Annotated in this window: 27 protein-coding genes; 23 read left to right on the top strand and 4 right to left on the bottom strand. The window is 57.1% G+C overall.

Annotated features, from left to right (window positions below; genetic code table 11):
• Positions 1–223 precede the first annotated feature (223 nt).
• From ribBA to maiA, 6 genes are all read left to right on the top strand, one after another.
• Entirely contained in the window at positions 224–1,336 is a 1,113-nt protein-coding gene (gene ribBA, locus BM029_RS11905; RefSeq protein WP_092436242.1) for a bifunctional 3,4-dihydroxy-2-butanone-4-phosphate synthase/GTP cyclohydrolase II, read from the top strand.
• A gap of 111 nt (positions 1,337–1,447) precedes the next feature.
• Positions 1,448–1,933 (top strand): 6,7-dimethyl-8-ribityllumazine synthase, encoded by a 486-nt coding sequence (ribH, locus tag BM029_RS11900; protein WP_092359534.1) that lies wholly within the window; start codon positions 1,448–1,450, stop codon positions 1,931–1,933.
• A 79-nt stretch (positions 1,934–2,012) separates the two neighbouring features.
• Entirely contained in the window at positions 2,013–2,483 is a 471-nt protein-coding gene (gene nusB / locus BM029_RS11895) for a transcription antitermination factor NusB (protein WP_092416960.1), read from the top strand.
• A gap of 124 nt (positions 2,484–2,607) precedes the next feature.
• Positions 2,608–3,792 (top strand): pyridoxal phosphate-dependent aminotransferase, encoded by a 1,185-nt coding sequence (locus BM029_RS11890; protein ID WP_092436240.1) that lies wholly within the window; start codon positions 2,608–2,610, stop codon positions 3,790–3,792.
• Between the two features lie 71 nt (positions 3,793–3,863).
• Positions 3,864–4,559 (top strand): fumarylacetoacetate hydrolase family protein, encoded by a 696-nt coding sequence (locus BM029_RS11885; RefSeq protein WP_092436238.1) that lies wholly within the window; start codon positions 3,864–3,866, stop codon positions 4,557–4,559.
• Positions 4,560–4,599: 40 nt separating this feature from the next.
• Positions 4,600–5,262, top strand: a complete 663-nt coding sequence (gene maiA, locus BM029_RS11880) for a maleylacetoacetate isomerase (protein ID WP_092436236.1) — start codon at positions 4,600–4,602, stop codon at positions 5,260–5,262.
• Between the two features lie 55 nt (positions 5,263–5,317).
• On the opposite strand, the gene BM029_RS11875 is transcribed toward maiA, so the two are convergent.
• Complete coding sequence (locus tag BM029_RS11875) at positions 5,318–6,931, bottom strand: FMN-binding glutamate synthase family protein (RefSeq protein ID WP_092436234.1); 1,614 nt, start codon at positions 6,929–6,931, stop codon at positions 5,318–5,320.
• Between the two features lie 272 nt (positions 6,932–7,203).
• On the opposite strand from BM029_RS11875, the gene BM029_RS11870 reads away from it, so the two are divergent.
• The 4 genes from BM029_RS11870 (at position 7,204) to BM029_RS11855 (ending at position 11,187) form a co-directional block, all read left to right on the top strand.
• Positions 7,204–7,755: a hypothetical protein gene (locus tag BM029_RS11870; RefSeq protein ID WP_092436232.1), complete on the top strand. Its 552-nt coding sequence runs from the start codon at positions 7,204–7,206 to the stop codon at positions 7,753–7,755.
• 121 nt (positions 7,756–7,876) lie between these two features.
• On the top strand, positions 7,877–8,509 hold the full coding sequence (locus tag BM029_RS11865) for a response regulator (protein ID WP_092436230.1): 633 nt from the start codon (positions 7,877–7,879) through the stop codon (positions 8,507–8,509).
• 142 nt (positions 8,510–8,651) lie between these two features.
• Positions 8,652–9,080 (top strand): response regulator, encoded by a 429-nt coding sequence (locus BM029_RS11860; protein WP_092436227.1) that lies wholly within the window; start codon positions 8,652–8,654, stop codon positions 9,078–9,080.
• Between the two features lie 25 nt (positions 9,081–9,105).
• Entirely contained in the window at positions 9,106–11,187 is a 2,082-nt protein-coding gene (locus BM029_RS11855) for a PAS domain-containing sensor histidine kinase (RefSeq protein WP_244545014.1), read from the top strand.
• Between the two features lie 28 nt (positions 11,188–11,215).
• Here the strand turns inward: BM029_RS11855 and BM029_RS11850 are convergent, their stop codons facing one another.
• On the bottom strand, positions 11,216–11,665 hold the full coding sequence (locus BM029_RS11850; protein ID WP_092416952.1) for a universal stress protein: 450 nt from the start codon (positions 11,663–11,665) through the stop codon (positions 11,216–11,218).
• Between the two features lie 356 nt (positions 11,666–12,021).
• Here BM029_RS11850 and BM029_RS11845 point away from each other — a divergent pair, with 356 nt between their 5' ends.
• The 5 genes from BM029_RS11845 to BM029_RS11825 all read left to right on the top strand — a co-directional run bounded on the left by BM029_RS11845 (position 12,022) and on the right by BM029_RS11825 (position 16,477).
• Entirely contained in the window at positions 12,022–13,320 is a 1,299-nt protein-coding gene (locus tag BM029_RS11845) for an NAD(P)/FAD-dependent oxidoreductase (protein WP_092436225.1), read from the top strand.
• Between the two features lie 160 nt (positions 13,321–13,480).
• On the top strand, positions 13,481–13,894 hold the full coding sequence (locus BM029_RS11840) for a glycine zipper domain-containing protein (RefSeq protein ID WP_092436224.1): 414 nt from the start codon (positions 13,481–13,483) through the stop codon (positions 13,892–13,894).
• A gap of 150 nt (positions 13,895–14,044) precedes the next feature.
• Complete coding sequence (locus tag BM029_RS11835; protein WP_092436222.1) at positions 14,045–14,248, top strand: hypothetical protein; 204 nt, start codon at positions 14,045–14,047, stop codon at positions 14,246–14,248.
• Positions 14,249–14,412: 164 nt separating this feature from the next.
• Positions 14,413–15,162 (top strand): c-type cytochrome, encoded by a 750-nt coding sequence (locus tag BM029_RS11830; protein ID WP_139217237.1) that lies wholly within the window; start codon positions 14,413–14,415, stop codon positions 15,160–15,162.
• A 16-nt stretch (positions 15,163–15,178) separates the two neighbouring features.
• On the top strand, positions 15,179–16,477 hold the full coding sequence (locus tag BM029_RS11825) for a c-type cytochrome (RefSeq protein WP_092436220.1): 1,299 nt from the start codon (positions 15,179–15,181) through the stop codon (positions 16,475–16,477).
• 53 nt (positions 16,478–16,530) lie between these two features.
• On the opposite strand, the gene BM029_RS11820 is transcribed toward BM029_RS11825, so the two are convergent.
• Positions 16,531–17,514 (bottom strand): NAD(P)H-quinone oxidoreductase, encoded by a 984-nt coding sequence (locus tag BM029_RS11820; RefSeq protein WP_092436218.1) that lies wholly within the window; start codon positions 17,512–17,514, stop codon positions 16,531–16,533.
• Positions 17,515–17,695: 181 nt separating this feature from the next.
• Here BM029_RS11820 and BM029_RS11815 point away from each other — a divergent pair, with 181 nt between their 5' ends.
• The 8 genes from BM029_RS11815 (at position 17,696) to BM029_RS11780 (ending at position 25,123) form a co-directional block, all read left to right on the top strand.
• Positions 17,696–19,150, top strand: coding sequence for a GGDEF domain-containing protein (locus BM029_RS11815; protein WP_092436217.1), 1,455 nt, complete (start codon positions 17,696–17,698; stop codon positions 19,148–19,150).
• 269 nt (positions 19,151–19,419) lie between these two features.
• Positions 19,420–20,073, top strand: a complete 654-nt coding sequence (locus tag BM029_RS11810) for a hydrolase (protein WP_092436215.1) — start codon at positions 19,420–19,422, stop codon at positions 20,071–20,073.
• Between the two features lie 100 nt (positions 20,074–20,173).
• Positions 20,174–22,027, top strand: coding sequence for an amidohydrolase (locus BM029_RS11805; protein ID WP_092436214.1), 1,854 nt, complete (start codon positions 20,174–20,176; stop codon positions 22,025–22,027).
• Positions 22,028–22,088: 61 nt separating this feature from the next.
• A complete protein-coding gene (locus tag BM029_RS11800) occupies positions 22,089–22,280 on the top strand; it encodes a DUF1427 family protein (protein ID WP_092436212.1) in 192 nt (63 codons plus the stop codon).
• Positions 22,277–22,429 carry a XapX domain-containing protein gene (locus tag BM029_RS11795; protein WP_092436210.1) on the top strand — a complete coding sequence of 51 codons (153 nt, stop codon included), beginning with the start codon at positions 22,277–22,279 and terminating at the stop codon, positions 22,427–22,429. Before BM029_RS11800 ends, BM029_RS11795 begins: the two co-directional genes overlap by 4 nt.
• A 26-nt stretch (positions 22,430–22,455) precedes the next feature.
• A complete protein-coding gene (locus tag BM029_RS11790; RefSeq protein WP_092436288.1) occupies positions 22,456–23,163 on the top strand; it encodes a YoaK family protein in 708 nt (235 codons plus the stop codon).
• Positions 23,164–23,240: 77 nt separating this feature from the next.
• Positions 23,241–24,164: a DedA family protein/thiosulfate sulfurtransferase GlpE gene (locus BM029_RS11785; protein WP_092436209.1), complete on the top strand. Its 924-nt coding sequence runs from the start codon at positions 23,241–23,243 to the stop codon at positions 24,162–24,164.
• Positions 24,165–24,199: 35 nt separating this feature from the next.
• On the top strand, positions 24,200–25,123 hold the full coding sequence (locus tag BM029_RS11780; protein WP_092436207.1) for a LysR substrate-binding domain-containing protein: 924 nt from the start codon (positions 24,200–24,202) through the stop codon (positions 25,121–25,123).
• 65 nt (positions 25,124–25,188) lie between these two features.
• Here the strand turns inward: BM029_RS11780 and BM029_RS11775 are convergent, their stop codons facing one another.
• Positions 25,189–25,890 carry a pirin family protein gene (locus BM029_RS11775; RefSeq protein WP_092436205.1) on the bottom strand — a complete coding sequence of 234 codons (702 nt, stop codon included), beginning with the start codon at positions 25,888–25,890 and terminating at the stop codon, positions 25,189–25,191.
• Positions 25,891–25,975 lie beyond the last annotated feature (85 nt).

Genomic DNA, 25,975 nt, shown 5'->3' with positions numbered 1-25,975 from the left:
AGACCGAGGCGAAACTACCGCAAACTGGTGTCCGTAAAACATTTTCAGTCTGCTAAATCCTTTAAAATAGCCACCTCTGGTTTATGTTTGATTTACCGGGGTTACTTAGCAGCGGCCCATGGCCCATAAACCACAATTTTCATAGCACGATTTATAGCAAATATCGGTTGGATGCAGTCGGCTCATCAGGCGACTTCCCGACTGATTATCTTCAAGGCAAAACATGTCAATTGCATCAACAGAGGAAATCATTGCAGAACTCCGTGCCGGGCGCATGGTGATTCTGGTGGACGAAGAAGATCGTGAAAACGAGGGCGACCTGGTGCTTGCCGCTGATTTTGTGACGCCGGAAGCGATCAACTTCATGGTCAAGTATGCCCGCGGCCTGGTATGCCTGACTTTGACCGAAGAGCGCTGCGACCAGCTCAACCTGAGCATGATGACCAGCCGTAACGGCACCGCCTATGGCACCAATTTTACGGTCTCGATCGAAGCTGCCGAAGGCGTCACGACCGGGATCTCCGCCGCTGACCGCGCCCGCACCATTCAGGTTGCAGTGGCGGCAAATGCCAAGGCGGCCGACATCGTGCAGCCAGGCCATATTTTCCCGATCAAGGCGCGCAAGGGCGGCGTGTTGATGCGCGCAGGGCATACCGAAGCCGGTTGCGATCTGACTGAAATGGCGGGTCTGACGCCGGCCGCGGTGATTTGCGAAATCCTCAAGGAAGACGGCACCATGGCGCGTCTGCCTGACTTGCTGGAATTTTCCAAGGAACACGGCTTGAAGGTCGGCACGATTGCCGATCTGATCCATTATCGCGGCCAGCACGAAAGCATCGTCGAACGGCTCGCTGAACGCACTACACACACGGCGCAGGGCACGTTCAAGACCATCGCTTATCGCGACACACCAAGTGGCGGCGCCCATCTGGCCTTGCTGCACGGCGAGCCTTCGCCGGACGTGGAAACGCTGGTGCGGGTGCATCAGCCGGTCTCGATCCTGGATTTGCTGGAAACCCAGGCCACCAACCATTCATGGAATATGGCGTCGGCCCTGGCGGCGATTGCGGCTTCGCCTTGCGGCGTGGTGGTGTTGCTCAATTGCGAAGAGTCGGCAGACCAGATATTCGCCAAGTTTGCAGCGCTGGAAGCGGCCTGCAGCGGTGTCAGGCCGCCGCCGCCACGGGTCGATTTGCGGACCTACGGCATCGGCGCACAGATTTTGAAAGACCTCGGCGTCGGTAAAATGAAACTGCTGGCCAGCCCGCGCAAGATGCCGTCGATGACGGGGTATGACCTTGAAGTTACCGGTTACCAGAACAAGCCGAATTCTTGACGGCACGATTGTCTTTGCGTTGATCCTTGCATTAGCAGCGGAAGCAACATGCAGTAAATTATTTTGTAAACCAATTAGTAGAAAGCGCCCAGTGCGCATAAGAGGAAAACCATGACAGTCGGAATTTACGAAACCAATCTGGATGGTGCAGATTTGCGCATCGGTATTGTGCAAGCCCGTTTCAATGAAGATGTTTGCCACGGTTTGATCTCGGCCTGTCTGGCAGAGCTGAAGCATCTGGGCGTGGCGGATGAAGACATCTTGCACGTCACCGTGCCGGGTGCGCTGGAAATCCCGCTGGCGTTGCAGAAAATGGCAGAAACCATGCAGTTTGACGCGCTGATTGCGATCGGCGCCGTGATTCGCGGCGAGACTTACCACTTCGAACTGGTCTCCAACGAGTCCGGCGCAGGTATCACGCGCGTTGGCCTGGATTCCGGCATTCCGATTGCGAATGCCGTATTGACCACCGAGAACGACGAGCAAGCCGAAGCCCGGATGGAAGAGAAGGGCACCGATGCTGCGCGAGTAGCAGTGGAGATGGCCAATCTGTCTATCGCGCTGGAAGAACTGGCGGAAGCCACCAGCGAAGAATAAGATTTTTGCGACAGGCTAGGCATCTCTGATGCCTAGCCGCGTATTGTTGTGTTTGAATGAATTACAAGCTGGAAAAACTATGACTAATAAAACTTTGCACGCCAATCCGAGCAAGAGCCGCACGCCACGTCACCGCGCGCGCGAATTCGCGTTGCAGGGCCTGTATCAATGGCTGTTGAACAACGAAGACGTGACCGCCATCAGCGAAAATATCCGCCAGGCGCACGGCTTCGACAAGGCCGATGCCGAGCATTTCAACTCGCTGCTGTATGGTGCGATCAAGGATGTGACGACACTGCGCGCCGGTCTGGAGCCGTTGATCGATCGCAAGATCAGCGAGTTGTCGCCGGTGGAACACGCGGCCCTGCTGATCGGCGCTTTCGAGTTGCAGAATCACGTTGAGATTCCTTACCGCGTCGTCATCAACGAAGCGGTGGAGCTGACCAAATCGTTCGGCGGTATCGATGGCCACAAATACGTGAATGGCGTGCTGGACAAGTTTGCCGCCAAGGCACGCGCGACCGAAATCGGCGCCGGCAAGAAATCCTGAGTCAGCAATCAATGTAGGCGGGAGGCGGACGGTGCGATCGGCTTGTGCATCGATACCGGTCCCGTGTTTCAGGTGAGGCGTGGTTCCAGTAATCGGATACGCTTCGCTATTCGGAAAAGTGTTCATGACATTCTCGCATCTGGCTTCACGTCTCGACAACATCGCACCGTTTCATGTGATGGAGTTGGCAAAAATGGCCGCGGCATTGGAGCAGCAAGGCCGCCATATCATTCACATGGGTATCGGCGAGCCCGATTTCACAGCGGCGCCGCTGGTGATCGAAGCTGCCGCCAGGGCCATGGCCGATGGCAAGATGCAATACACTTCGGCGACCGGCTTGCCGGCGCTGCGGGCAGCAATCTCTACCCATTATCGCCAGGCATTCGGCCTGGATATCGCCCCTCAACGGATTATCGTCACCGCCGGCGCCTCGGCCGCACTGCTGCTGGCTTGCGCTGCATTGGTGGAAAAAGGCAGCGAAGTGTTGATGCCGGATCCATCCTACCCTTGCAATCGTCACTTCGTCGCTGCGTTCGACGGGGAGGCAAAAATGATTGCCAGCGGTCCGGACCAGCGTTTTCAATTATCCGATGAAATGGTGTGCCAGCACTGGGGCGAAAATACGCGCGGCGTGCTGCTGGCGTCGCCGTCCAACCCTACCGGCACCTCGATCCTGCACAGCGAACTGGCCAAGATCATCGCCACTGTGCGCGGCAAAGGCGGCTTTTCGATTGTCGATGAAATTTATCAAGGACTGACTTACGACGGCGAACCGTTTTCGGCGCTGTCGCTGGCTGACGACATTATCGTCATCAACAGTTTCTCCAAATATTTCAATATGACCGGCTGGCGTCTGGGCTGGATGGTGGTGCCGGAATCATTGGTGGCGCCGATTGAAAAACTCGCGCAGAACCTGTTCATCTGCCCTTCGGCGATCGCCCAGCATGCGGCGCTGGCCTGTTTTGAGCCTGACTCGCTGGCCTTGTACGAAACACGCAAGAGCGAATTCAAGCGGCGCCGCGATTATCTGGTGCCAGCCCTGGTCGAACTGGGTTTCAAGGTGCCGGTGATGCCGGACGGCGCATTCTATGTGTATGCCGATTGCAGCGCCTTGCTTAAGAATGGCGGCGACGCAGACACGCTGGTCAAGGATGTGTTGAACCAGGTCGGCGTCAGCATGGTTTCCGGCCTGGATTTCGGTCCGTACACGGCGCAGCACTATATTCGCTTGTCATACGCCACGTCGATGGAAAACCTGCAAGAAGCGGTGCGTCGCCTTGGACTGTATCTTGGTAAGAATGGTATTTAAGACTTGTTCGCTGTCGGGGATTGAACAATATTCCCGGCAGTATTTTCGGCGGTATTGAAAAAGGAGCTTCCATGCAATTCGTTTTCCCACCTAAGCCGGTAGCAGCGGCCCCCATCGCAGGCAGCGATCAATTGTTTCCGGTGCATCGGATTTATTGCGTCGGCCGCAACTATGCCGAGCATGCCAAGGAAATGGGCAGCAGCGGCCGCGAAGCGCCGTTTTTTTTCATGAAGCCGGCCGATGCCGTGCTGCCGGTTGCGCACGGGACCGTGGGCGAGATGCCTTACCCGTCCATGACCCAGGATCTGCATCATGAAATCGAGTTGGTGGTAGCACTGTCTACCGGCGGCAAGAATATTCCGGCAGCGGAAGCCATCAAGCATATCTGGGGTTATGCCGTCGGGCTCGACATGACCCGCCGCGATTTGCAGGGCGAGGCCAAGAAACTCGGACGGCCATGGTGTACCGGCAAAGGTTTCGATTACTCCGCCCCGATTTCCCATCTCCATCCTGCCGGCGCCAGCGGCGTCATCGACCAGGGCGATATCCATTTGAATGTGAATGGCACGTTGCGCCAGCAAGGCGACATCAACCAGATGATCTGGAACATCGCCGAGACCATCGAGCAGTTGTCCGCCTACTTTGAATTGCAGGCTGGCGATCTGATTTTTACCGGCACCCCGGCTGGCGTTGCTGCAGTGGGTAAAGGCGATCTGCTGGAAGGATCGATAGCGGGCGTCGGCGATCTGCGAGTGCGCCTGGTTTGATGTCGACATTAAACCTTAAGTTGAGATTCGAGATACACCGATGAAACTGTATAGCTATTTCCGAAGTTCCGCCGCTTATCGCGTACGGATTGCCTTGAATTTGAAAGGCATGCCCTACGATATCGTGCCGGTCCATTTGCTGAAGCACGGCGGCGAGCAACTGAGCCAGATGTACCGGACCTTGAATAGCGATGGCCTGGTGCCGACCTTGGTTGATGAGGATGCTGCCGGCAGCCAGGTTGCATTGACCCAGTCATTGGCAATCATGGAGTATCTGGAAGAAGTCCAGCCTGCGCCTGCCTTGCTGCCGTCGACAGCGCTGGATCGCGCTTTTGTGCGCAGCATCGGCCTGTCGATTGCCTGCGACATCCATCCGGTGAATAACCTGCGCGTGTTGCGTTATCTGGTGCACGAACTGAAGGTCGACGAGAATGCCAAGAACGCCTGGTATCGTCATTGGTGCGAAAGCGGTTTGGCGGCGCTGGAAGTTACGCTGGCCAGGGACAGCCGGCCAGGCAAGTTTTGTTTCGGCGATACGCCGACGCTGGCCGATTGCTGTCTGGTGCCGCAGATTTTCAATGCGCAGCGCCTGAAATGCGATTTGTCTGCGATCCCGACCTTGATGGGCATTTACCAGAACTGCCAGGAACTGGATGCCTTTATCAAGGCAGCGCCGCAAAATCAACCGGATGCCGAGGCCTGAAATAATGGCAGAAACAGTAAAAAGCCAGGGGTCGCGAGAGCCCTGGCTTTTTTTATCAGACGCCGGTTTTGATCGGCGCAGTAGGATGAAAACTTTCCGCGCGCGAGATCGGCCAGTATTTTTCAAATACCGGAAAGCGGTATTTCTGATTCAGCAAATCTCCCACTTGCAGGTAAGGCAGCAAATCAGACATCAGTTTCACTTCATGGTCCGAAGTGCGGCGCACGATGTGGTGCGCGCGTAGCGCAGAGGCGTGCGGCAAGCCGGCGGCTTGCACCAGTTCTTGCAAGGCGTGCAGAGTGCTTTCATGGAAGCGATACACGCGCTCGGCTTTGTCCGGTACCACCAGTGCCTTTTGGCGACCGATATCCTGGGTGGCGACGCCGGTTGGACAACGGTCGGTATGGCAGCTTTGCGACTGGATGCAGCCCAGCGAAAACATGAAGCCGCGCGCCGAGTTGCACCAGTCGGCGCCGATCGCCAGTGTGCGAGCGAGGTCGAATGCTGTAATCACTTTGCCGCTGGCGCCGATCTTGATGCGGTCGCGCAGTCCGGCGCCGAGCAAGGTGTTATGCACCAACAGCAAGCCTTCCTGCAAAGGCATGCCGACGTGATCGACAAACTCCAGCGGCGCAGCGCCAGTGCCGCCTTCCGAGCCATCCACCACAATGAAGTCCGGCAGGATGCCGGTTTGCAGCATGGCTTTTACAATCCCGAAAAATTCCCAGGGATGGCCGACGCAAAGCTTGAACCCAACCGGTTTGTCACCCGACAGCGTACGCAGTTTCTGGATGAATTCCAGCAAGCCGATAGGATTTGAAAATGACGAATGGGTGGCAGGCGAGATGCAATCGACTCCCATCGGCACACCGCGCGTTGCCGATATTTCCGGCGTGATCTTGGCGGCAGGAAGGACGCCGCCGTGGCCGGGTTTGGCGCCTTGTGAAAGTTTGACGGTGATCATCTTGACTTGCGGCGAAGTGGCTTGCTCCACGAATTTTTCTTCGTTGAAGCTGCCGTCGCCATTGCGGCAGCCGAAGTAGCCAGAGGCGATTTGCCACAGCAGGTCGCCGCCGAATTCGCGATGATAAGGCGAGATCGAGCCTTCGCCGGTATCGTGTGCGAAGCCGCCTTTCTTGGCGCCGCGATTGAGTGCGCGAATCGCATTGGCCGACAATGCGCCGAAGCTCATCGCGGAAACATTGAAAACAGACATCGAATACGGCTGAGCGCGCTCGGCGCCGACAGTCACGCGGAAGTCGTGGCTGGCGAGGACGGTGGGCGCCAGCGAATGGCCGACCCACTCGTAGCCGCGCAGCTTGACATCGAGCTCGGTGCCGAACGGCCGGCTGTCGACATCGCCTTTGGCGCGTTGGTAGACCAGGCTGCGTTCCTTGCGGGTAAACGGCGCGCCATCATTATCGCTCTCGAAAAAATACTGCCGCATCTCGGGCCGGATCATTTCAAACAGAAAACGGAAATGCCCCATCAGCGGATAGTTGCGCAGGATCGCGTGGCTGCGCTGGTTCATGTCCCAGATTCCCAGTATGGTCAGCAAGCCGGGGATCACAGCCCACCACCATCCCATTTTGCCAGCCGCAGCGCCCGCGACAAGCAGCAAAGTCAGCAACAGCACTGCCCAAAAGCTTAGATAACGACTGACTCTCATGACTTTTTTCCTTTTAAACCGTGTGATTGCCGGTGCTATGGCGATTACTTGTGGGAAATCGCATTCGGCAGTAGCAGGCTGACAATTTTACACGTTGAATTTACACATTGGCGGCACGCTCCATATCAGGAGTACTTCCGCTTGTCCTACAAACCTATCCGTTGCTGTCCTATAGCGTCATATGGCTGTGCCTGGTTACTATGGGGCACCGAAGCGAGAGTGGCGGCAACGGCAAGTCAGGCGAGCCGTTATATTGAATAAAGGATATTGAAATGATGATCAAAAAAACGATCGCAGCTTTGTTAATCGGTGTTGCCTGCGTTAGCGGCGCGTCGTTGGCGCTGGCGGCAGACAATGCCAAAGTCGCCTATAAGGCGGCAGAAGATGCCGCAGACGCCAGCTACAAGGCGGACAAGGTGAAATGCGGCGACTTCAGCGGCAATGGCAAGGACGTCTGCCTCAAACAGGCCGCAGCCACGCGTGAGCATACCAAGCAGGATGCGATGGCCGAGTATAAAGGTACACCTGAAGCATTGGCTAGCGCGCGCAAATCCGAAGCGGATGCCGACTATGCTGTAGCCAGGGAAAAATGCAACGGCTTCGCGGGTAACGGCAAGGATGTCTGCATCACGCAGGCAAAAGCTGCGCAAACCGATGCCATCGCCAACGCCAACACGCAGCGCGACGTTTCCAAGGCCAGCGCCAATGCCAGGGAAGAGCGTGCCGATGCCCGCTACAAGGTGGCGCTTGCCCAGTGCGATGCGCTGGCTGGCGCTGCAAAAGACGAATGTGTCAATGCCGCCAAAATCGAGCTTAACAAATAATCATCGCATATGTTTACATTGAAGGCAGTCGGTTGCACACTGGGCGTTACACGCTGAAGATCGGTCCGGGCCGGGCCATCGCAGCGCCGGATAATTTATCTGATTGCGACGGTTTGAACTGATGACGAAAATTTTGGTGGTTGACGATCATGCGGTAGTGCGCGCCGGTGTCCAGTACTTCATTGCCGACATCCCGGAAATGGAGATCGCCGGCGAGGCCGCCAATGCGCAGGACGCGATCCGGCTGATCCGATCCAACGAATATGACATCGTGCTGTTGGATATCGCGATGCCGGACAAGAGCGGAGTGGAGGTGCTGAAGCAGATCAAGCGCGAGAAACCGGCACTCCCGGTACTCATGCTGAGCATGCATCCGGAGAGCCGCTACGCAGTGCAGGTGCTGCGCAGCGGGGCTGACGGCTATGTGCAAAAAGAGGCGCTGGCGACGGAGCTGGTGAAGGCCATCGAGACTATATTGCAAGGCCACAAGTACATCAGTTATGCGGTTGCGGAGCTATTGACTGCCGATCCTGCCAGTACAGAAAACGGCGCGTTGCATGAATCCTTGTCCGCGCGCGAGTATGAAATTTTTTATAAGCTGAGCCAGGGCGAAGGCGTAACGATGATCGCCAAGGAGCTTTGCCTGAGCGTAAAGACCATCAGCACCTATCGCACCCGTGTGCTGCAAAAGATGAGCATGACGAGCAATGCCGATATTATTTATTATGCGATCAAGAATAATCTCATCGATTAGGCCGGTGAGATGCATAAGAGATACACGATTTACAAGCGACACACGATACACGAGGTGCAAACAGGCTGCCAGCCGCTACCATCCGGACTGGCGTGTTGCATGAACCGAAGCGAGGGATGTTGATAACTAGCCGTCAACCAATATGAACCATACAACAACCCCTGCTACAGCGAGTGCCAGCGTCGCACCTTTGCGGATTTTCCTGGTGGAAGATTCGGTGGCTGTACGGGATTTGATGATTGATACCTTGAAGGAAATTCCCGGCGTGATATTTGCCGGGTTTGCTGAAGAGGAAGCCGACGCCTTGAAAAAGATCGATGCGGAGTCTTTTGATGTCTTGATCCTGGATATTGAACTCAAGCAGGGCAATGGCATGAGCCTGTTGCGGACCTTGGCGGAATCGCACAAGCCGCTCAATTCGCTGAAAATCATTTTCAGCAATAATGTCAGCAATGCGTTCCGACGCGCCGGAGAACAATACGGCGTACGTTTTTTCTTCGATAAGAGTTCGGAATTTACCAAGCTACGCGATCTGCTCGCAGCCTTGGGAACGGGACTGCCTGATCATTGATCGACACGATTTTCCTGGAGGCGATTTGATAGAAGATGGTGATCAGGCGGAGGCGGTACTTAGCAATCCGCACTATCAGGATCTGCTGAAGGCGCGCGCGCTGGAGAGCCTGGCGGCGACCCAAACCTATGTGTCTCGCACCACCGTCGCCGCAATCGCCGTGAGCGTGTTGCTGATGATGATTTCTGTGCTGGTGCTGATCGCCGCTGTTTATCCGGTCACCCTGTCATTTCCCTTCCAGTTTTCCACTTCGCAATTGCCCCTTTGGGGTACCAACACCGCAGCCGGTTTTTTGCTGGCGACCGGTAGCCTGTTACTGCAATGCGTGACAGTGGGGCCTCAAAAAGCGATTAAATTCCTGGCGCAAATTCTGGCGGTTTTACTCCTGATGCTTGCCGTCGCAGCACTGTCGCATGAGGTGCTGGGCAGCGCCGGCTGGCTCGATGTTCTCCTCACTGTGTTGACGCCGCATCCAGGCCAGCGCTATCCGAATGGCTTGCATCCGATGGCCGCGATCGGCTTTGTCTTCTGCGCGCTGGCTTTGCTCCTGCTGGATCATCGCACCAGGAGTGATCGCCACGTGGCGCAATACCTGGCAATTGCCCTCATCTTTTTAAGTGCGATCCCGTTGCTGGGTTACCTGTATAACGTTGCCGCAATGACCCATATGGTTTACGCGACCGGCATTCCCTGGCTGGCGGCAGTCGCTTTTTTCCTGTTCGGCATGGCACTGCTGATGTCGCGTTCGCGTCAGCGCATGATGGCGATCATTACCCGGCACGCACCGGGCGGGCAGATGTTGCGCCGGTCCGTGCCGCAGATGCTGGTCTTGCTGGTTGCGCTGCATTGGCTGGCCGATTGGGGCGCGCGCCAGGGTATCTATGATCGCACCTCGGTGCCACCTTTGCTTACCTTGATCGACAGCGTTCTGGTGCTGTTCATTTTCTGGCGCGCGGCCGGCCAGGTCGATCGCGAGTACGGGGCACGTTTGCAAAGCGCGGCAGAGCTGGCCGAAGCTACTGCGTTGCTGATTGCAGTCAGCGACAATACCAACGATCCGATCTTCGTGAAAGATCGCCATGGGCGGCTGATTTTCGCTAATCCGGCATATTTGCGCCGGCTCGGGCTTGAATGGCCAGACGCCAGGTACCGCCGCAGCGAGGAATTGTTTCGGCGGCGGGAAGACGCCGAACGGATCGATCAGGACGATAGCCGCATCATGCGCGACCGGGTGTCGGAGACGCTGGAGCAAACGGTGCAATCGCCGGACGATCTGGTGACTTTCCAGACCACCAAAGCACCGTGGTTCGACCAGCAGGGGCGGGTCATGGGCGTAGTCGGCATCGCCACCGATATCAGTGAACGCAAGCGCGCCGAGGATTCGCTCAGGCAGCGTGAATCGGAGCTGGAACGCACCATCGCGCAACGCACCGCATTACTGCGCGAGCTGGCGAACCATATGGAAACCATACGGGAAGAAGAGAAGCGGGCAATCGCGCGCGAGCTGCACGACAATATGGGGGCGTCGCTGACTGCGCTGAGCATGCATCTGGCGGGCGTCTATAAAGTCCTGCCGGACAATGAACAATGGCAGAATCGCCAGGGCCAGATGCGGGAACTGCTCAGTTCGCTGGTGGCTACTACACGCCGGATTCAAACGGAATTGCGGCCTAACATGCTTGACCTGTTCGGATTGAAAGCGGCAATCCTGGAGCAGCTGGAGGATTTCGGCCAGCGCACCGGGATCGTTTGCAAGTCCAGCCTGCCCGATGAAGATATCGCGGTCGACCATAAAGTCGATATCGCGGTATATCGAATGTTGCAGGAGATTTTGAATAACGTGTCCAAGCACGCGCAAGCTAGCCAGGTTGAGGTGATTCTCGATATCGACGAGGACCGGCTGGCGTTAACTGTGCGCGACAATGGCGTCGGCATGTCGCAGGAGCGTTTTGAAAACACGAACACCCACGGTTTGCGCGGCTTACATGAAAGAGCAACTTATCTAGGCGGGAAAGTCCGTTTTAACGCCGCGGAAGGCAAGGGCACCACGGTAGTGATCGAACTGCCGGTGCTGGGGCAGGCACCGGCTGATCAAGCCGACACGTAGGTAGCCGGCTGCCCTGTTGGCGCAGAGGTTAAGCGGGCCAGGGCACGCAGGGGTCGGTCGCCACCAGCACGCTACAGGGCACTTTCTCGACCAGCAGGGTATCGACCGAACCACGCCACCAGCGCGTCGCCAGCGGCCTTTTGCGCGAATGGCCGACAATCACCAGGTCGATCCCCAGTTTGCCGACCAGATCGCTGATCACGTTGACAGGTTCGCCGCTTTCAAAGTGATCGATGGGCTTGAGGCCGGCGTCGCTGAGCAATTTGTGACCTTTAATCAGTTCTTGTTCCAGCAAGGTTTTTTCAGCCCGGATGGCGGATTCGGCGACGAATTCGCCTGCCATCAGATAGGTCGCGAGATTGATTACTCCCAGCAGATGGATCTCGACTTCGGGAGCGGGGGCCAGCTGGATGCACGAATATAAGGCAGAACGGCTTTCGGGCGTGCCATTGTAGGCGACGAGAATTTTCCGGTACATATACCCTCCTGAAAACTATTTTTTTATGTTTGTAATGGCCTCCGCTTTCATCATAGCGCAGACTGAGGCCGCGAACCAGCGGCCATTGCGGTATTTGTTACGACGGGTTTTCCATGAGGATTTCACATGGCGATAGCGGATTTCTGCTTTCGACCCGGGCTGTTTTCCCGCCTTCCCCCGAATACTGTAAATTGGCGTCGCCTGATCAAAAACCGCTGAAACTACGGCACTATTGCGCTGTGCGGCACTATAAAAGTAGACTTGCCAGGCGGCTCGCTGGTTTTGAGTCTACGGAACCCCTGTGTTTCCAAGTCCGATTAGTCAATATTGGTCAATAAAACTTGAAGGATAGATGGATGTCAGATGAAATCGTGATTGTTGGCGGCGGCGCCGGTGGACTTGAGCTGGCTTGCAAGCTCGGCCGCAAGTTGGGGAGCGGTCACGTCACGCTGGTCGACCGGGCGCTGTATCACATCTGGAAGCCGTCCCTGCACGAAGTCGCGGCGGGTACGCGCGATATCCATCAGGAAGGCCTGTCTTACCAAATGTTGGCCCATGACAACAAATTTCGTTTTGTCTATGGCGCCATGAGCGCTCTCGACAGTGGCAACAATACGATTACGGTGGATGCGGTGCTCGACGAATCGGCGGCTGAACTGATCCCGCCGCGTCAGATCGTCTTCAGCAAGCTGGTGATCGCGGTCGGCAGCGTCTCCAATTATTTCGGTATCAGCGGCGCCGAGGAAAATACGATTTCGCTGAACACCACCGAAGACGCCGAACAATTCCGGCTGCGCCTGTTGAAAATGCTGTCGGCGGCGGATTTGAAGAAAGAAAAGAATCCGGATGCCGGAGTCGATATCGTGATTGTCGGCGGCGGCGCTACCGGCGTTGAACTGGCGGCAGAGTTGCGCGATGCCAGCAGCGTGTACACCGATTACGATTTTCCGCATCTGAGTCCGAACCGCGACGTCCGCATCACCATACTGGAAGGCGCGCCGCGCCTGCTGGCGCCGCTGACTGAGCGGGTCTCGAAGGCCGCTACCAAACTGCTGCAGGAACGTGAGGTGAAAGTGGTGACCGATTGCCGTGTCGCCAGCATCGCAGAGAATTTTGTCACTGACGCCAACGGCAATAACTACGTATCCGATTTGTGCGTATGGTCGGCCGGCATCAAGGCGCCCGATTTCCTCAAGGCCTTGGGAATGCCGGTGACAAAATCAGGCCAGCTGGAAGTCGACGGTTTCCTGAAAGTCGTCGGTACTGACAATATCTACGCGCTGGGCGATTGCGCGGCATGCATCGGGCCGGATGGAAAAATGGTGCCGCCGCGTGCCCAGGCGGCGCATCAGCAGGCTGATTATCTGCTGGAGACGTTCGTCCGCGCCAACAAGGGCCAGGCGGCACAAGATGCTCCCTATGTCTATACGGACCATGGTTCGCTGGTGTCGTTCGGCAGGAATACGTCGGTTGGCACCTTGATGGGGTCGTTGACCAAACTTGGCTGGTTTGTCGACGGTTTTTTTGCCCGCATGATGTACGCCAGCTTGCACCTGATGCACTTGAATGCTTTGCTGGGGCCGGTTCGTACCGGTGTTACGGCGGCCGCTAGCAGCCTGATGAAGCACGCCAAGCCGTCAGTCAAACTGCACTAGGCCTGTAGATGTAAGTATGTTGTGCAAATGTAAAAGTGTGTATCGCTTGCATGGTTTTTCCGGAAGCTAGTCTATAGTTCAAATCAACAGCCGCGACCTTGCAATTTTTCCTGCAATTTTCGCCGGGCTGTTGACTATACGACCCTTAAAGGAGTCAACCATGCTGTACAAGAAATGGATTTGCGTTGCGCTGCTGGCTAGCACGACCGCTGTAATTTCAACCTCTGCCATGGCTTACGACGATGGCGCCAATACTGCCATCGGTGCGGTAGCCGGCGCTGTCATCGGCGGCGCGGTGGGTGGCCGTAACGGCGCTATCGTCGGTGGCGTGCTTGGTGCTGCAGTAGGCGCGACTTCCGGCGGCTACCGCCAGGATGATCGTGGTTACTATGACCGCGGACAAGGCTATTATGCGCAGCCTGCGCCAGTGTATTACCGGCCGCAGCCGGTCTACTATCGCCCGGCGCCGGTGTACTACCAGCCGCAACCTGTGTACTACCGGCCAGCACCGGTCTATGTGGAAAGCCGCGACTATTACCGCCAGCCGTATCGAGGCGGCTACTACGAGCGTTGATCCTAGACTAATCAGGTTTCATTGAAACGCCGCCCCGGATGTGAATCCGGGGCGGCGTTTTTTCGTTGCAATGGATTCTTTGCTATACGCCAGTCCGTGAACGTTCTATATTGAAAATATAAAACGAGCTTGGCAACCAAGGAGACTGCGATGGGTAAAACTAAAGATGTTTCGACGGACAGCACCCCCGACAACAAAAAGAAGCAGCAACCCTTGAGCCCGGCTGAGCGATGGACCGGACATGCGCTGGACGGCAGCCAACAGCTGGATATCGTCGAAGAACAGATGTACGTGAATGAACCGGGAACCACGATCGACCAACCCTTGGTGCCGCCGCAGAAACCGCCAAAATGAGATTTCCCGATTGTTCCGCCGTGCCTGCGGCCTGGGACAATTTGTCCAGCCCGAACGGCTGTTGCGGTAGGGTATTAACCGTACTTGCTAGTTTATAATCGTAACCTGAATGCCCTCCCAAAAAATGCAGCGGAAAACGCAGCAACATAACAAGGCAGGAAATCATGTCGATTCTTTCGGTAAGACCGGCCACTGGCCGCGCGGGCCATCTTAGTTCGAAATTTCTGTTTTTCCTTGCCGCGACGTTGCTGGCGATGGCTGCCAACGCGGCAGAAGTCGACGCCGGCACGGTTCCCGATACCGTCAAGCAGCGCCTCACTGCATGTACCGCCTGCCATGGCGAGCAGGGGCGTGCCACCAACGATGGCTACTACCCGCGCATCGCCGGCAAACCGGCCGGCTATCTCTACAACCAGCTGCATAATTTTCGCGAAGGACGCCGTCGATATCCGATGATGACTTACCTGGTCGATCATTTGTCTGACGCCTATCTGCAGGAAATCGCCCATTATTTTGCAGATCAGCACCCGCCTTACCCGGCGCCGCAGCCATTCGATCAGTCGAACGCAACCCGCGAGCGCGGCGAAACCCTGGTCAACAAGGGTGATCCTGCCAAGAAAATTCCAGCCTGTATCGCCTGCCACGGCAGCGCCATGACCGGTGTCATGCCGGCGACGCCGGGTTTGCTTGGCTTGCCGCGGGATTACCTGGTCGGACAGATAGGCGCATGGAAAAACGGTGCACGGCACGCCAAGGCGCCCGATTGCATGGCGCAGGTTGTGCAACGCTTGAGTGCAGACGATATCGGTGCGGTGTCGGCATGGCTGGCTGCGCAGCCGGTCCCTGCCGACGCCGTTGCAGTTGCTCCAACCTCGGTCAAATTGCCGCTTTCTTGCGGTAGTGTCCCCAACTGATGAAGCGGAGCCAAGAATGAAACGGATATTCATGTGGGCAGCCGCCGCTCTTGTGTTGCTGATCGCGGTGGTAATCGGGGTAGTGGCAATGCTCAACGTCGATGATCGAGGCGGGCAGTCACCGGCGGCTACGACCGCTGCGATGAGTTCCACCGAACAGATCGCGCACGGCGCCTATCTGGTGCGCACCGGCGATTGCATGGCTTGCCATACAGCGCGCGGTGGCAAGGAGCTGGCGGGCGGGCGAGCGATACAGACGCCGTTCGGCGCCGTCTATTCACCGAATGTCACGCCTGACAAGGAAACCGGTATCGGCACCTGGTCGGCCGACGATTTCTGGCGCGCGCTGCATAACGGTAAATCGAAAGACGGCAGCTTGCTGTACCCGGCTTTTCCGTACACGAACTACACCAAGGTCACGCGCGCCGATGCCGATGCGATGTTTGCGTATTTGCAGAGTGTGCCGCCGGTACAGCAAAAGAATCTGGAACACGATTTGCGTTTTCCCTATAACCAGCGGTTCCTGCTCTATGGCTGGCGCGCCCTGTATTTCCGGCCTGGCGTATATCTGGCAGAGACGCAACAATCGGTCGAATGGAATCGCGGTGCTTACCTGGTGCAAGGGCTGGGTCACTGCAGCGCTTGCCACACCACCCGCAACGCACTTGGCGGCAGCGATCTGAAAGCGGAGCTGGGAGGGGGCTTTATCCCGGTGGTGAACTGGTACGCACCGTCACTGACATCGGATGAAGAAATCGGTCTTGGCGACTGGGATATCCAGCACATCAGCGCTTTGCTGAAAGACGGCATCTCGCCGCGCGGCACAGTGTTGGGGCCGATGGCGGAAGTGGTGGGCGCCAGCTTGCAGCATCTGAGCGATGGAGATGTCCGCGCGATGGCGGTTTATTTGAAATCGTTGCCGCGCCAGAAGGAAGCGGCAGCGGAAAAAGAGCGAGCCAGTCCTGACCAGGTGGCAAGCGCGCTGGAGCTTGGCCAGAAGATCTACAAGAATCATTGCGCGGATTGCCACCAGGCTTCCGGCAAAGGCGTATGGCCGGCTTATCCGCCGCTGGCAAGCAATCACGCAATCACCATGTCGGCGCCGGTGAATGCGATCCGGGTAGTGCTGAACGGCGGCTTCGCACCGAGTACGGCGGCCAATCCGCGTCCTTACGGCATGCCGCCATACGGCCCGACGCTGAGCGATAGTGAAGTGGCTGCGGTCGTCTCGTATATCCGCAACAGCTGGGGCAACAAGGCGCCGATTGTGAGCGCCTCGGAAGTTAGCCGCTATCGTTCGGTGCCGTTGGATTAGCTCTGAGGTTTTTCAAAAAAAGCAGCCCAGAAGAAGATGGCTGCTTTTTTTATTTAGTGTTCGACGGTCAGCATGATCTTGCCGATGTGCGAACTACTCTCCATCAATGCATGCGCTTGCGCCGCCTGCTCAAGCGGGAATGTCTTGAAAATCACCGGTTTGATTTTCCTTGCCGCCAGCAGCGGCCAGACGCGCTCGCGCAATTGAGCCGCAATGGCGGCCTTGAAGGCGATCGGCCGTGGTCGTAAAGTCGAACCGGTAATCGTCAGGCGCCGCATGAAGATATGGCGGAAATCGATATTGGCGCTGCTGCCGCCGAGAGTGGCGATGAATACCAGGCGGCCGTCGTCGGCCAGGCACTTTATTTCGCGCGGAACATAATCGCCGGCTACCATGTCGAGGATGACATCGACGCCTTTGCCGCCGGTTGCTTCCTTGATGACAGCGGCGAAGTCTTCAGTACGGTAGTTAATCCCGCGTTCGGCACCCAGCTCTTCGCAGGCACGGCATTTTTCATCCGAGCCGGCAGTGGCGAATACCCGATGGCCGAGTGCCGTTGCGATCTGGATCGCGGCTGCGCCAATGCCGGAACTGCCGCCCTGCACCAGCAAGATTTCGCCGCTCGCCAGCTTTGCCCGATCGAACACATTGCTCCAGACGGTAAAAAAAGTTTCCGGCAGCGATGCCGCTTCCACGGCGCTCCAGCCATCGGGCAGCGGCAGGCACTGCGCGGTCGGTGCGCAACAGTATTCGGCGTAACCGCCACCCTGGACCAGCGCGCATACCAGATCGCCTTTCTTGAAAGTGCTGTCGCTGAAATCGCCATCGACAATTTCACCTGCGACTTCCAGCCCCGGCAAATCAGATGCGCCCGGCGGCGGCGAGTAATTGCCGGTGCGTTGAAACACGTCGGGCCGGTTGATGCCGGCGGCCTGCACCTTGATCAATACTTCGCCCGGTTTGAAAGACGGGAGAGGGCGTTCGCAGATTTGCAATACATCCGGACCGCCGGGATGGGTGATTTCGATAGCGCGCATGGCATGGTCTCAAGGAAGGGGAAACGACCATTGTATTGCAACTTGTAATTCTCTTTTGAAACCGATATTGATAGCTTTTTTGTATTAGCCCGTTGTAGGCATTCAAGTTATGATTTAATGGCCGCAAGGAAAGTTTCTTTTTGGAAATTAAAACATCCAGGAGCTTTATAAAGAACAGGCAATGACCGACCGCGCAATCAATGCAGGTAAGACCGCCTTCTCCAAGCCAGCCTGGCACCACGCAAGTGCTTCGCCCGCGACGCGTCTGGCGACCGGCGACCAGCGGCGGCGCGCATTGTGGGCGTGCATCGGAATTGTCGTGGCAACGCTGCTGTTACTGCCGCTGGCGGCGTTCATGGGGCCGCGGGTGCCGGCCTTCCTTCCTTCGTACCAGACGGCGACTGTCGTTGCCTACGTCATCATTACCTATTTGATCTTTGCCCACTATCGGGCTACCAGGACACTCGATTTGCTCTACATCGGTGGCGGCTGTTTCTATTGCGCCGGGATTCTCATCGTGCAATTCCTGGCTTTGCCCGATATGTTCCTGCCGCAAAGGGCGGTTCTGGGCGGAGCGCAAACTACCATCTGGCTGTGGGTTTTCTGGCACGCGGGAATGGCGCTGGGGATTTTGCTTTATGCTGCGAGCCTCCGCTGGAATCCTGCTCTGGCGACTCGCCATCCCGAGCGCATGGAGCAAGTGCTGATGGCGGTAGTAGTGGTGGCGCTGGTGACAAGCCTGGTCCCGGTTATCGTATTTCATGAGCAATTGCCGCAACTCGAAGACAACGGCAATTTTCATCGTGTGGTCACTAGCGGCATCGGTCCCTTTCTCCAGTTTATTATCGCTTTGACCTTATTGATATTGTGGCAGGTCTCACGCTTCAAGACAGTCTTGCAAGTGTGGCTGGGAGTTGCCCTGGTTGCGCTGTTATGCGACACCAGCATCACCATGGCGGGCGGCAGCCAGTTTTCAGTCGGCTGGTACGTCGGCCGCTGCAATGCACTGATTTCGGCGACGGCGCTGCTGCTGATCTATTTGCGCGAAATGAACCAGGTCTATCTGAAAACGGTGCAGGATGCTCGCCTGCTGGCGCTCAATAACGCCATGTTGGAAGTCAAGATGGATCAGGTGCGGCTGGACGATCTGACCGGTCTCCCCAGCCGTTCGCTGTTTCTCGAACTGGCGGAAACCCTGCGTAGCAGCGGCTTGCTCAATCAGCAGGCGGTAGCGCTATTGTTCATCGACCTGGACGGGTTCAAGCAGATTAACGACAATCTCGGGCATGACCGCGGCGATACCGTGCTGGTTGAAGTGGCCGCCGCCCTCAGGTCGGTCCTCAGGGACAGCGATATCGCCGGGCGGGTCGGCGGCGATGAATTCGTGGTGTGCCTGGTGGCCACCCCGGCCGTCATCAAAGCCACTGCTACCGCGGTTGCCAGCCGCGTAGTCAGTCGCGTCGCCGCCATCGGCGACGGTATCGGCTGCAGCATCGGCATCGCCCTGTGCCAGGCCGATAGCCTGGAGTGGGATGCAGCCTTGCGTCAGGCAGATGAAGCCATGTACCAGGCCAAGCGCCAGGGCAAAAGTCGCTTCACCGTCTATGGCCATTCGCTTCTGGACGAATTGACCTGAGACTGGCCTGAGGCTTCTTTACGGCACGCATATTCTTCAACACGTTGCATTTCATGGCTCTTTCCTCGCGCTCCATCTGTTAAAAAATATAGAAAAATTAATTATCGATTAATTCGATCATTGGTCTGCAAATTTTCCGTTTTTCTTTTGATTTTCCCTCGACCATACTGCAGTTCATTGGCAGTGACCTTGCGCGAGTCAATAAAAATCAGCACTTTCCTGATTCTTGTTTAAATGTCGAATTAATTGCATATTAAAGAGGAAAAATCATGCCAATCGCAACAGCCAAGCCTGGAAGCACAATGTTGGATCCTGCCAACCACACCCTGATCATGATCGATCACCAATCGCAAATGGCGTTCGCCACCAAATCCATCGATCTGGCGTCCTTGCGCAATAACGTCGCATTGGTAGCCAAGGCCGCAAAGGAATTCAAGGTGTCGACCATTTTGACCTCGGTCGCCGAAAAGTCGTTTTCAGGCCCTGTCTTCGACGAAATCAAAACCGTGTTCCCTGAGCAGGAAGTGATAGACCGGACCACCATGAATACCTGGGAAGATGCGCGCATTGCCGAACGGGTCAATGCCATCGGCAAGGGCAAGATCGTGCTGGCCGGACTGTGGACTTCGGTGTGCATCGTCGGTCCTGCCCTGTCAGCCCTGGACCAGGGATTCGAGGTGTATGTCATCACTGACGCCAGCGGCGATGTGTCGGAAGAGGCGCACCAGCGAGCAGTTGAACGCATGATCCAGCAAGGTGCGCGGCCCATGACTTCGCTGCAGTACCTGCTGGAACTGCAACGCGACTGGGCGCGCGGCGAAACCTACAACGAAACCGTGGCCACCTCGATTGCGCATGGCGGGGGCTACGGCCTTGGTTTGATTTATGCCAAGACCATGTTCAATGCCTCCGAAGCACATTAAGACCGGCCAGCCCTGTTCCACCACTTAGTTACTGACAGGGCCGCGTTTTCCGTGTTGCATTAGATCAATAGCATCACATCAATCGCGTGAGGAGATAACCATGCATGCAGACATGATTTTATTGAACGGCCGCTTTCATACAGTCGACAAGACGCAGCCGCTGGCGACGGCAGTGGCAATCCTGGACGGTAAATTCATTGCAGTCGGCGATGCCGAAGAGGTGATGCGTCATCGCGGTGCGACGACCCAGGTGATAGAGTTGAATGGCCGCACGGTAGTACCCGGCTTGAACGATTCACACCTGCACCTGATCCGTGGCGGCCTCAACTACAACCTGGAATTGCGCTGGGAAGGCGTGCCTTCGCTGGCAGATGCCTTGCGCATGCTGAAGGAACAGGCGTTGCGCACCTCGCATCCGCAGTGGGTGCGCGTGGTCGGCGGCTGGACCGAGTTCCAGTTTGCCGAAAAGCGCATGCCGACCCTGGAAGAAATCAACGCGGCAGCACCTGACACGCCGGTGTTTATCTTGCACTTGTACGACCGCGCCTTGCTCAACCGCGCCGCCTTGCGCGCCGTGGGGTATACCAAAGACACGCCGAATCCGCCTGGCGGCGAAATCCAGCGCGATGCGGCTGGCAATCCGACCGGCATGCTGATCGCCAGGCCGAACGCCATGATCCTGTACGCCACCCTGGCCAAGGGGCCGGCGCTGCCGCACGAGCAGCAAGTCAACTCTACCCGCCAGTTCATGCGCGAGCTGAACCGGCTAGGGATTACCAGCGCCATCGATGCCGGCGGCGGTTTCCAGAATTATCCCGAAGACTACGCGATCATCGACCAGCTGGCACGTGATCAGCAATTGACGATACGTATCGCCTACAACCTGTTCACCCAGCGCAAAGGGCAGGAACTGGGGGATTTCCAGAAATGGACCGACATGATCAGTCCCGGCCACGGCGATGATTTTTATCGCCATAACGGCGCCGGCGAAATGCTGGTGTTTTCGGCGGCAGATTTTGAAGACTTCCTGGAGCCGCGGCCAGAGCTCGCGGCAGGCATGGAAGACGAGTTGGAAAAAGTGGTGCGGCATCTGGTGTCGAACCGCTGGCCGTTCCGCCTGCATGCCACTTACAACGAGTCGATCAGCCGCATGCTGGACGTGTTTGAAAAGGTAAATCGCGATATTCCTTTCGACGGCTTGCACTGGATCTTCGATCATGCGGAAACCATCACGCCGCACAATATCGAACGGGTGCGCGTACTTGGCGGCGGTATCGCAATCCAGCACCGGATGGCGTTCCAGGGCGAGTATTTTGTCGACCGTTATGGCGCCGCAGCTGCGGCCCACACGCCGCCTGTCGCACGCATGCTGGAGATGGGAGTGCCGGTCGGCGCCGGCACCGACGCTACCCGCGTGGCCAGCTACAACCCTTGGACTGCATTGTACTGGCTGGTATCCGGGCGCACCGTCGGCGGCATGAAGCTGTATGACACCGCAGCCAGGTTGCCGCGGGAAACCGCACTCGAACTGTGGACTGCAGGCAGCGCCTGGTTCTCCAGCGAGCAAGGCAAGAAAGGCCGCATCAAGCAAGGACAACTGGCCGATCTGGCAGTCTTGTCAGCGGACTTTTTCGCCATCGATGAAGACAGCATCAAGGCGCTGGAATCGGTGCTGACGATTGTCGGCGGCAAGATCGTCTACGGCACTGCAGAATTTACGCCGCTGGCGCCACCGCCGATCCCGGTATTGCCGGATTGGTCGCCGGTGAAGACGGTGCCGGGACATTATCGTCCGCTGGCACAACAACGCCAGGCCACAGCCTTGCCGCATCAGTGTGCGGGTGCTTGCGGGGTGCACGCCCATGCGCATGACGCAGCAAGGAAGTCGAGCGTACCGATTTCCGATTATTCCGGATTCTGGGGCGCACTGGGTTGCAGCTGTTTCGCTTTTTAAGCTTGCGACGAAGGCCGCCTGGAGTTGATTCTGCGGCCGTCATCTATTACCGGGGATTATCATGCGTTATACAAAGATACTATTGGGTTTGCTATTATCGTTCGTGGTTGGCGCCGCTTGCCGCCTCGCGCAGATTCCGGTGCCTTCGCCGCCGGTGTTAAGCGGAGCGCTGCTGGTGTTCATGATGAGTAGCGGATATTGGCTGGTGGGACGTTACCTGGCTGCCCGCGTTGCGCCTGAGAGGCAATCATGATTGCCCTGCTGCTGGGTGCCGTCCTGGGATTGTTGGTGGGCGCAGTCTGCCGCTGGTTCGATTTACCTTCGCCAACGCCGCCGACTCCGGTCGGCGCCTTGCTGGTGGTGGCGATGACGCTCGGCTATGTGGTCGCGGGCCGGGTTTAACGAAACGGGTTTGAGATGAGGATATGATGCAGCAGCCAAGCAACCGTATGACCCATCAGTCGATCGTATTGAGTTTCCTGGCCGGTTATGTCGATACAGTCGGTTTTATCGCCTTGTTCGGTTTGTTCACCGCGCACGTCACCGGCAACTTCGTGCTGATCGGCAGCGAGCTGGCCAATCATTCGCACGGCGTGCTGATCAAGTTGCTGGCGTTCCCGGCTTTCATATTCGCGGTGGCGCTGACGCGCATGGCGCACATCTGGCTGGAACGCAGCGCCAGGATACCTATGCCTTATCTGCTGTTGCTGCAATTGTTCTTTTTGCTGTGCTTCATGGTCGCCGGTTGTCTGGCCGAGCCTGTGGGTAATACGGAGGCGCCGCTGGCTTTGCTGGCCGGCATATGCGGCGCCGCCAGCATGGGCGTGCAGAATGCCAGCAGCCGCCTGATCTTGCAGCACCTGACGCCGACCACGGTAATGACCGGCAATGTCACTCAGCTGGTGATCGATCTGGTCGACATCCTGCGCGGCGCGGCGGACGACGTGGTACGCCAGCGCTGCATCAAGTTCTTCTGGCCGGTGGTAGCATTCGGCACCGGTGCGATAGGCGGTGCGTTCGCCTACAAGTACCTGCTGTTTTTTGCCCTGTTGTTGCCGGCTGCGATGCTGGCCTGGCTGGCCGCCACGGAATATCTTTCAGAAAAGACCGGAGCCGGATCGCCATCAACTTTATAATAGTTAAGGAATTTACTGCGGTATTTTAATATTGCCGATCTGGCAATCCCTGACATGGCGATGAGGCGACGAAAGAGATGACCTATTTGTTTCATTTGATTGAGCAATATGGGCTGGTCATCGTATTTTTCAATGTGCTGGCGGAACAGCTGGGAGCGCCGGTACCGGCGTATCCAACCCTGGTGATTACCGGCGCCTTGATGCACCGCGGCGACTACTCGGCGCCGGTGTTGCTGCTCACCGCGGTAGTGGCGGCGTTGATCGCCGACCTCCTCTGGTATCTGGCGGGCCGGCGTTATGGCAGGAAGGTGCTGTCTACGCTGTGCCGGATTTCGCTGTCGCCGGATTCCTGTGTGCGCCAGACTGAAACGATCTATTCGCACTGGGGCGCGCGCTCACTGCTGGTGGCCAAATTTATCCCCGGTTTCGCTTCCATCGCCAGTGCACTGGCCGGCACCATCGGCACCAGCCGCACGACATTCATCGTCTACGACAGCTTAGGCGCGGCATTGTGGGCCGGCCTGGCGATCTTCCTCGGTTCGCTGTTCAGCACTACCATTGACGATCTGTTGGGTGTGCTGACCCAGCTAGGCCAATACGGCATGATGCTGGTCGCCGCCGGATTTGCCATTTTTGTCGCCAGCAAATGGTGGCAGCGCCGGCGCTTCCGCATGTCCTTGCGCATGGCGCGTATCTCGGTGGAGGAACTGGATCAGTTGTTCAAGGAAGGCATCACGCCGGCGATCGTCGATGTGCGCTCGCCGGCTTCGCAACAGGCCGGGCGGATTCCCGGTGCGTACGCCATATCGCATCAGGAAATCAACAGCTTCGTCTTCGATGCGCCGATGGATCAGGAAATAATTGTCTACTGCGCTTGCCCTAACGAAGCCTCGGCCGCCCTGGTTGCCAAGCAGCTGATGCAAAGGGGTTACAAGAAAGTGCGGCCGTTGTCAGGCGGGATAGATGCCTGGATCGCAGCCGGTTACGCCATCGATCCCTAGTCGATTTCTAGTCTTTTCTCTCTACCGGGAGTTCCATGTTCAGAATCAGTCTCGATGCGCTGTTGATTCTCGACGCCATCGACCGCCGCGGATCGTTCTCCGCCGCCGGCAGCGAATTGCATCGCGTGCCTTCGACCATTTCCTATACGGTGTCGAAACTGGAGCAAGACCTGGGCGTGCAGGTATTCGAGCGCCAGGGGCCGAAAGTCACGCTGACGCGCGCCGGCGCAGAATTGCTGAAGGAAGGGCGCTATCTGCTGAAAGCGGCGGAAGACCTGGAACATCGCGTGCGCCGCGTGGCTTCAGGCTGGGAAACCGAACTGACGATATGCATAGACTCTTTGTTTTCGGTAGCTGCGCTGGAAACCGATATCGCCAATTTCTGCGGGATTGCTGATAAAACCCGTTTGCGCATCGCCAGGGAATCTCTGGCTGGTACCTGGGAAGCCTTGCTGGAACGCCGCGTAGATTTACTGATTGCCGCGCCGGGGCAGGGGCCTGCAGGCGGCGGTTATATCGCCGAACAGATGGGGACGATCTCTTTCGTGTTTGTGGTGGCGCCCACGCATCCGCTGGCCAAGGTCAAGCGCGTATTGGGCAAGGCGGAGTTGCATCCGCATCGCGCCATCAGCGTGGCGGACTCGGCGCGCAAGATGGCCTCGCGCACGGTGGGTCTTTTGTTTGGACAGGACACGCTGACCGTGCCGGATATGCGCAGCAAGTACGATTTGCAACTGGCCGGCATAGGCTTCGGTTTCTTGCCGGAGCCATGCGCACGCGCAGCGATTGCCTCAGGCGCCTTGATCGTGAAAGAAGTGGAAGAGCCGAAACCGGATGAAACGTTTTCGCTGGCGTGGCGCACCGGTGACGATGGCGCCGCCTTGAGTTGGTGGATCGAAAGAATGCGCGACAACGATGCAATGGCGCGTTTGATCCGGCATGTACCCGGCGCGCTCTAAATAAACAGGTCGGACAACGTGACGTTGTTCCGGCCTGAATCATTTCTGTAAAACAGAATACAAAATCAATAAGGCAGATCGAACAGCAGCACTTCTGCGGCGTCGGCATTGGCCAGCGTGATCAGATTCTCCGCCGTCACCTTCACCGCATCACCGCCCTTAAGTTCGGTACCGTTGACGCTGATACGGCCGTGTATCACATGCACATACGCGTTGCGTCCGCTAGCCAGCGTGTGTTGCAGCGGCTCGTCACCGTTCAGGATGGCTGCATAGATCGATGCGTCCTGATGTATCAGCACCGAGTTGTCGCGCCCATCGGCGGATGCGATCAAGCGCAGCTGTCCTTGTTTCTGCGCGACGGTGAAATGCTTTTCTTCATAACTGGGTGGAATGCCTTTGACATTCGGCTGAATCCAGATCTGCAGGAAATGCACAGGCGCTGTCGCCGAGTGATTGAACTCGCTGTGGCGCACGCCGGTGCCGGCGCTCATCCTTTGCACATCGCCGTAATGCAAGACCGAACCGGTGCCCATACTGTCCTTGTGTTCCAGTGCACCATCCAGCACATAGGAAATGATTTCCATGTCACTGTGGCCATGCGTGCCGAAACCCTGGCCGGCTTGTACCCGGTCTTCATTGATCACCAGCAGCGGCCCGAAGCCGGTGTGCTGCGGATCGAAATACTGGCCGAACGAAAATGTATGGTGCGAATTCAACCAGCCGTGATCGGCAATACCGCGTTCTTCGCTTTTACGAATTTGAAGCATGATTTTCTCCGTCAGTTACTGCAGGCAACGCCATTCTTCACAGTGAAGAATGATTGCGATGGATGCAGGGTTGGATCGACAGGGA

This window comes from Collimonas sp. OK607 (assembly GCF_900111995.1).
Lineage (GTDB): Bacteria > Pseudomonadota > Gammaproteobacteria > Burkholderiales > Burkholderiaceae_D > Collimonas.
This window is presented reverse-complemented; position numbering and strand designations above follow the sequence as displayed.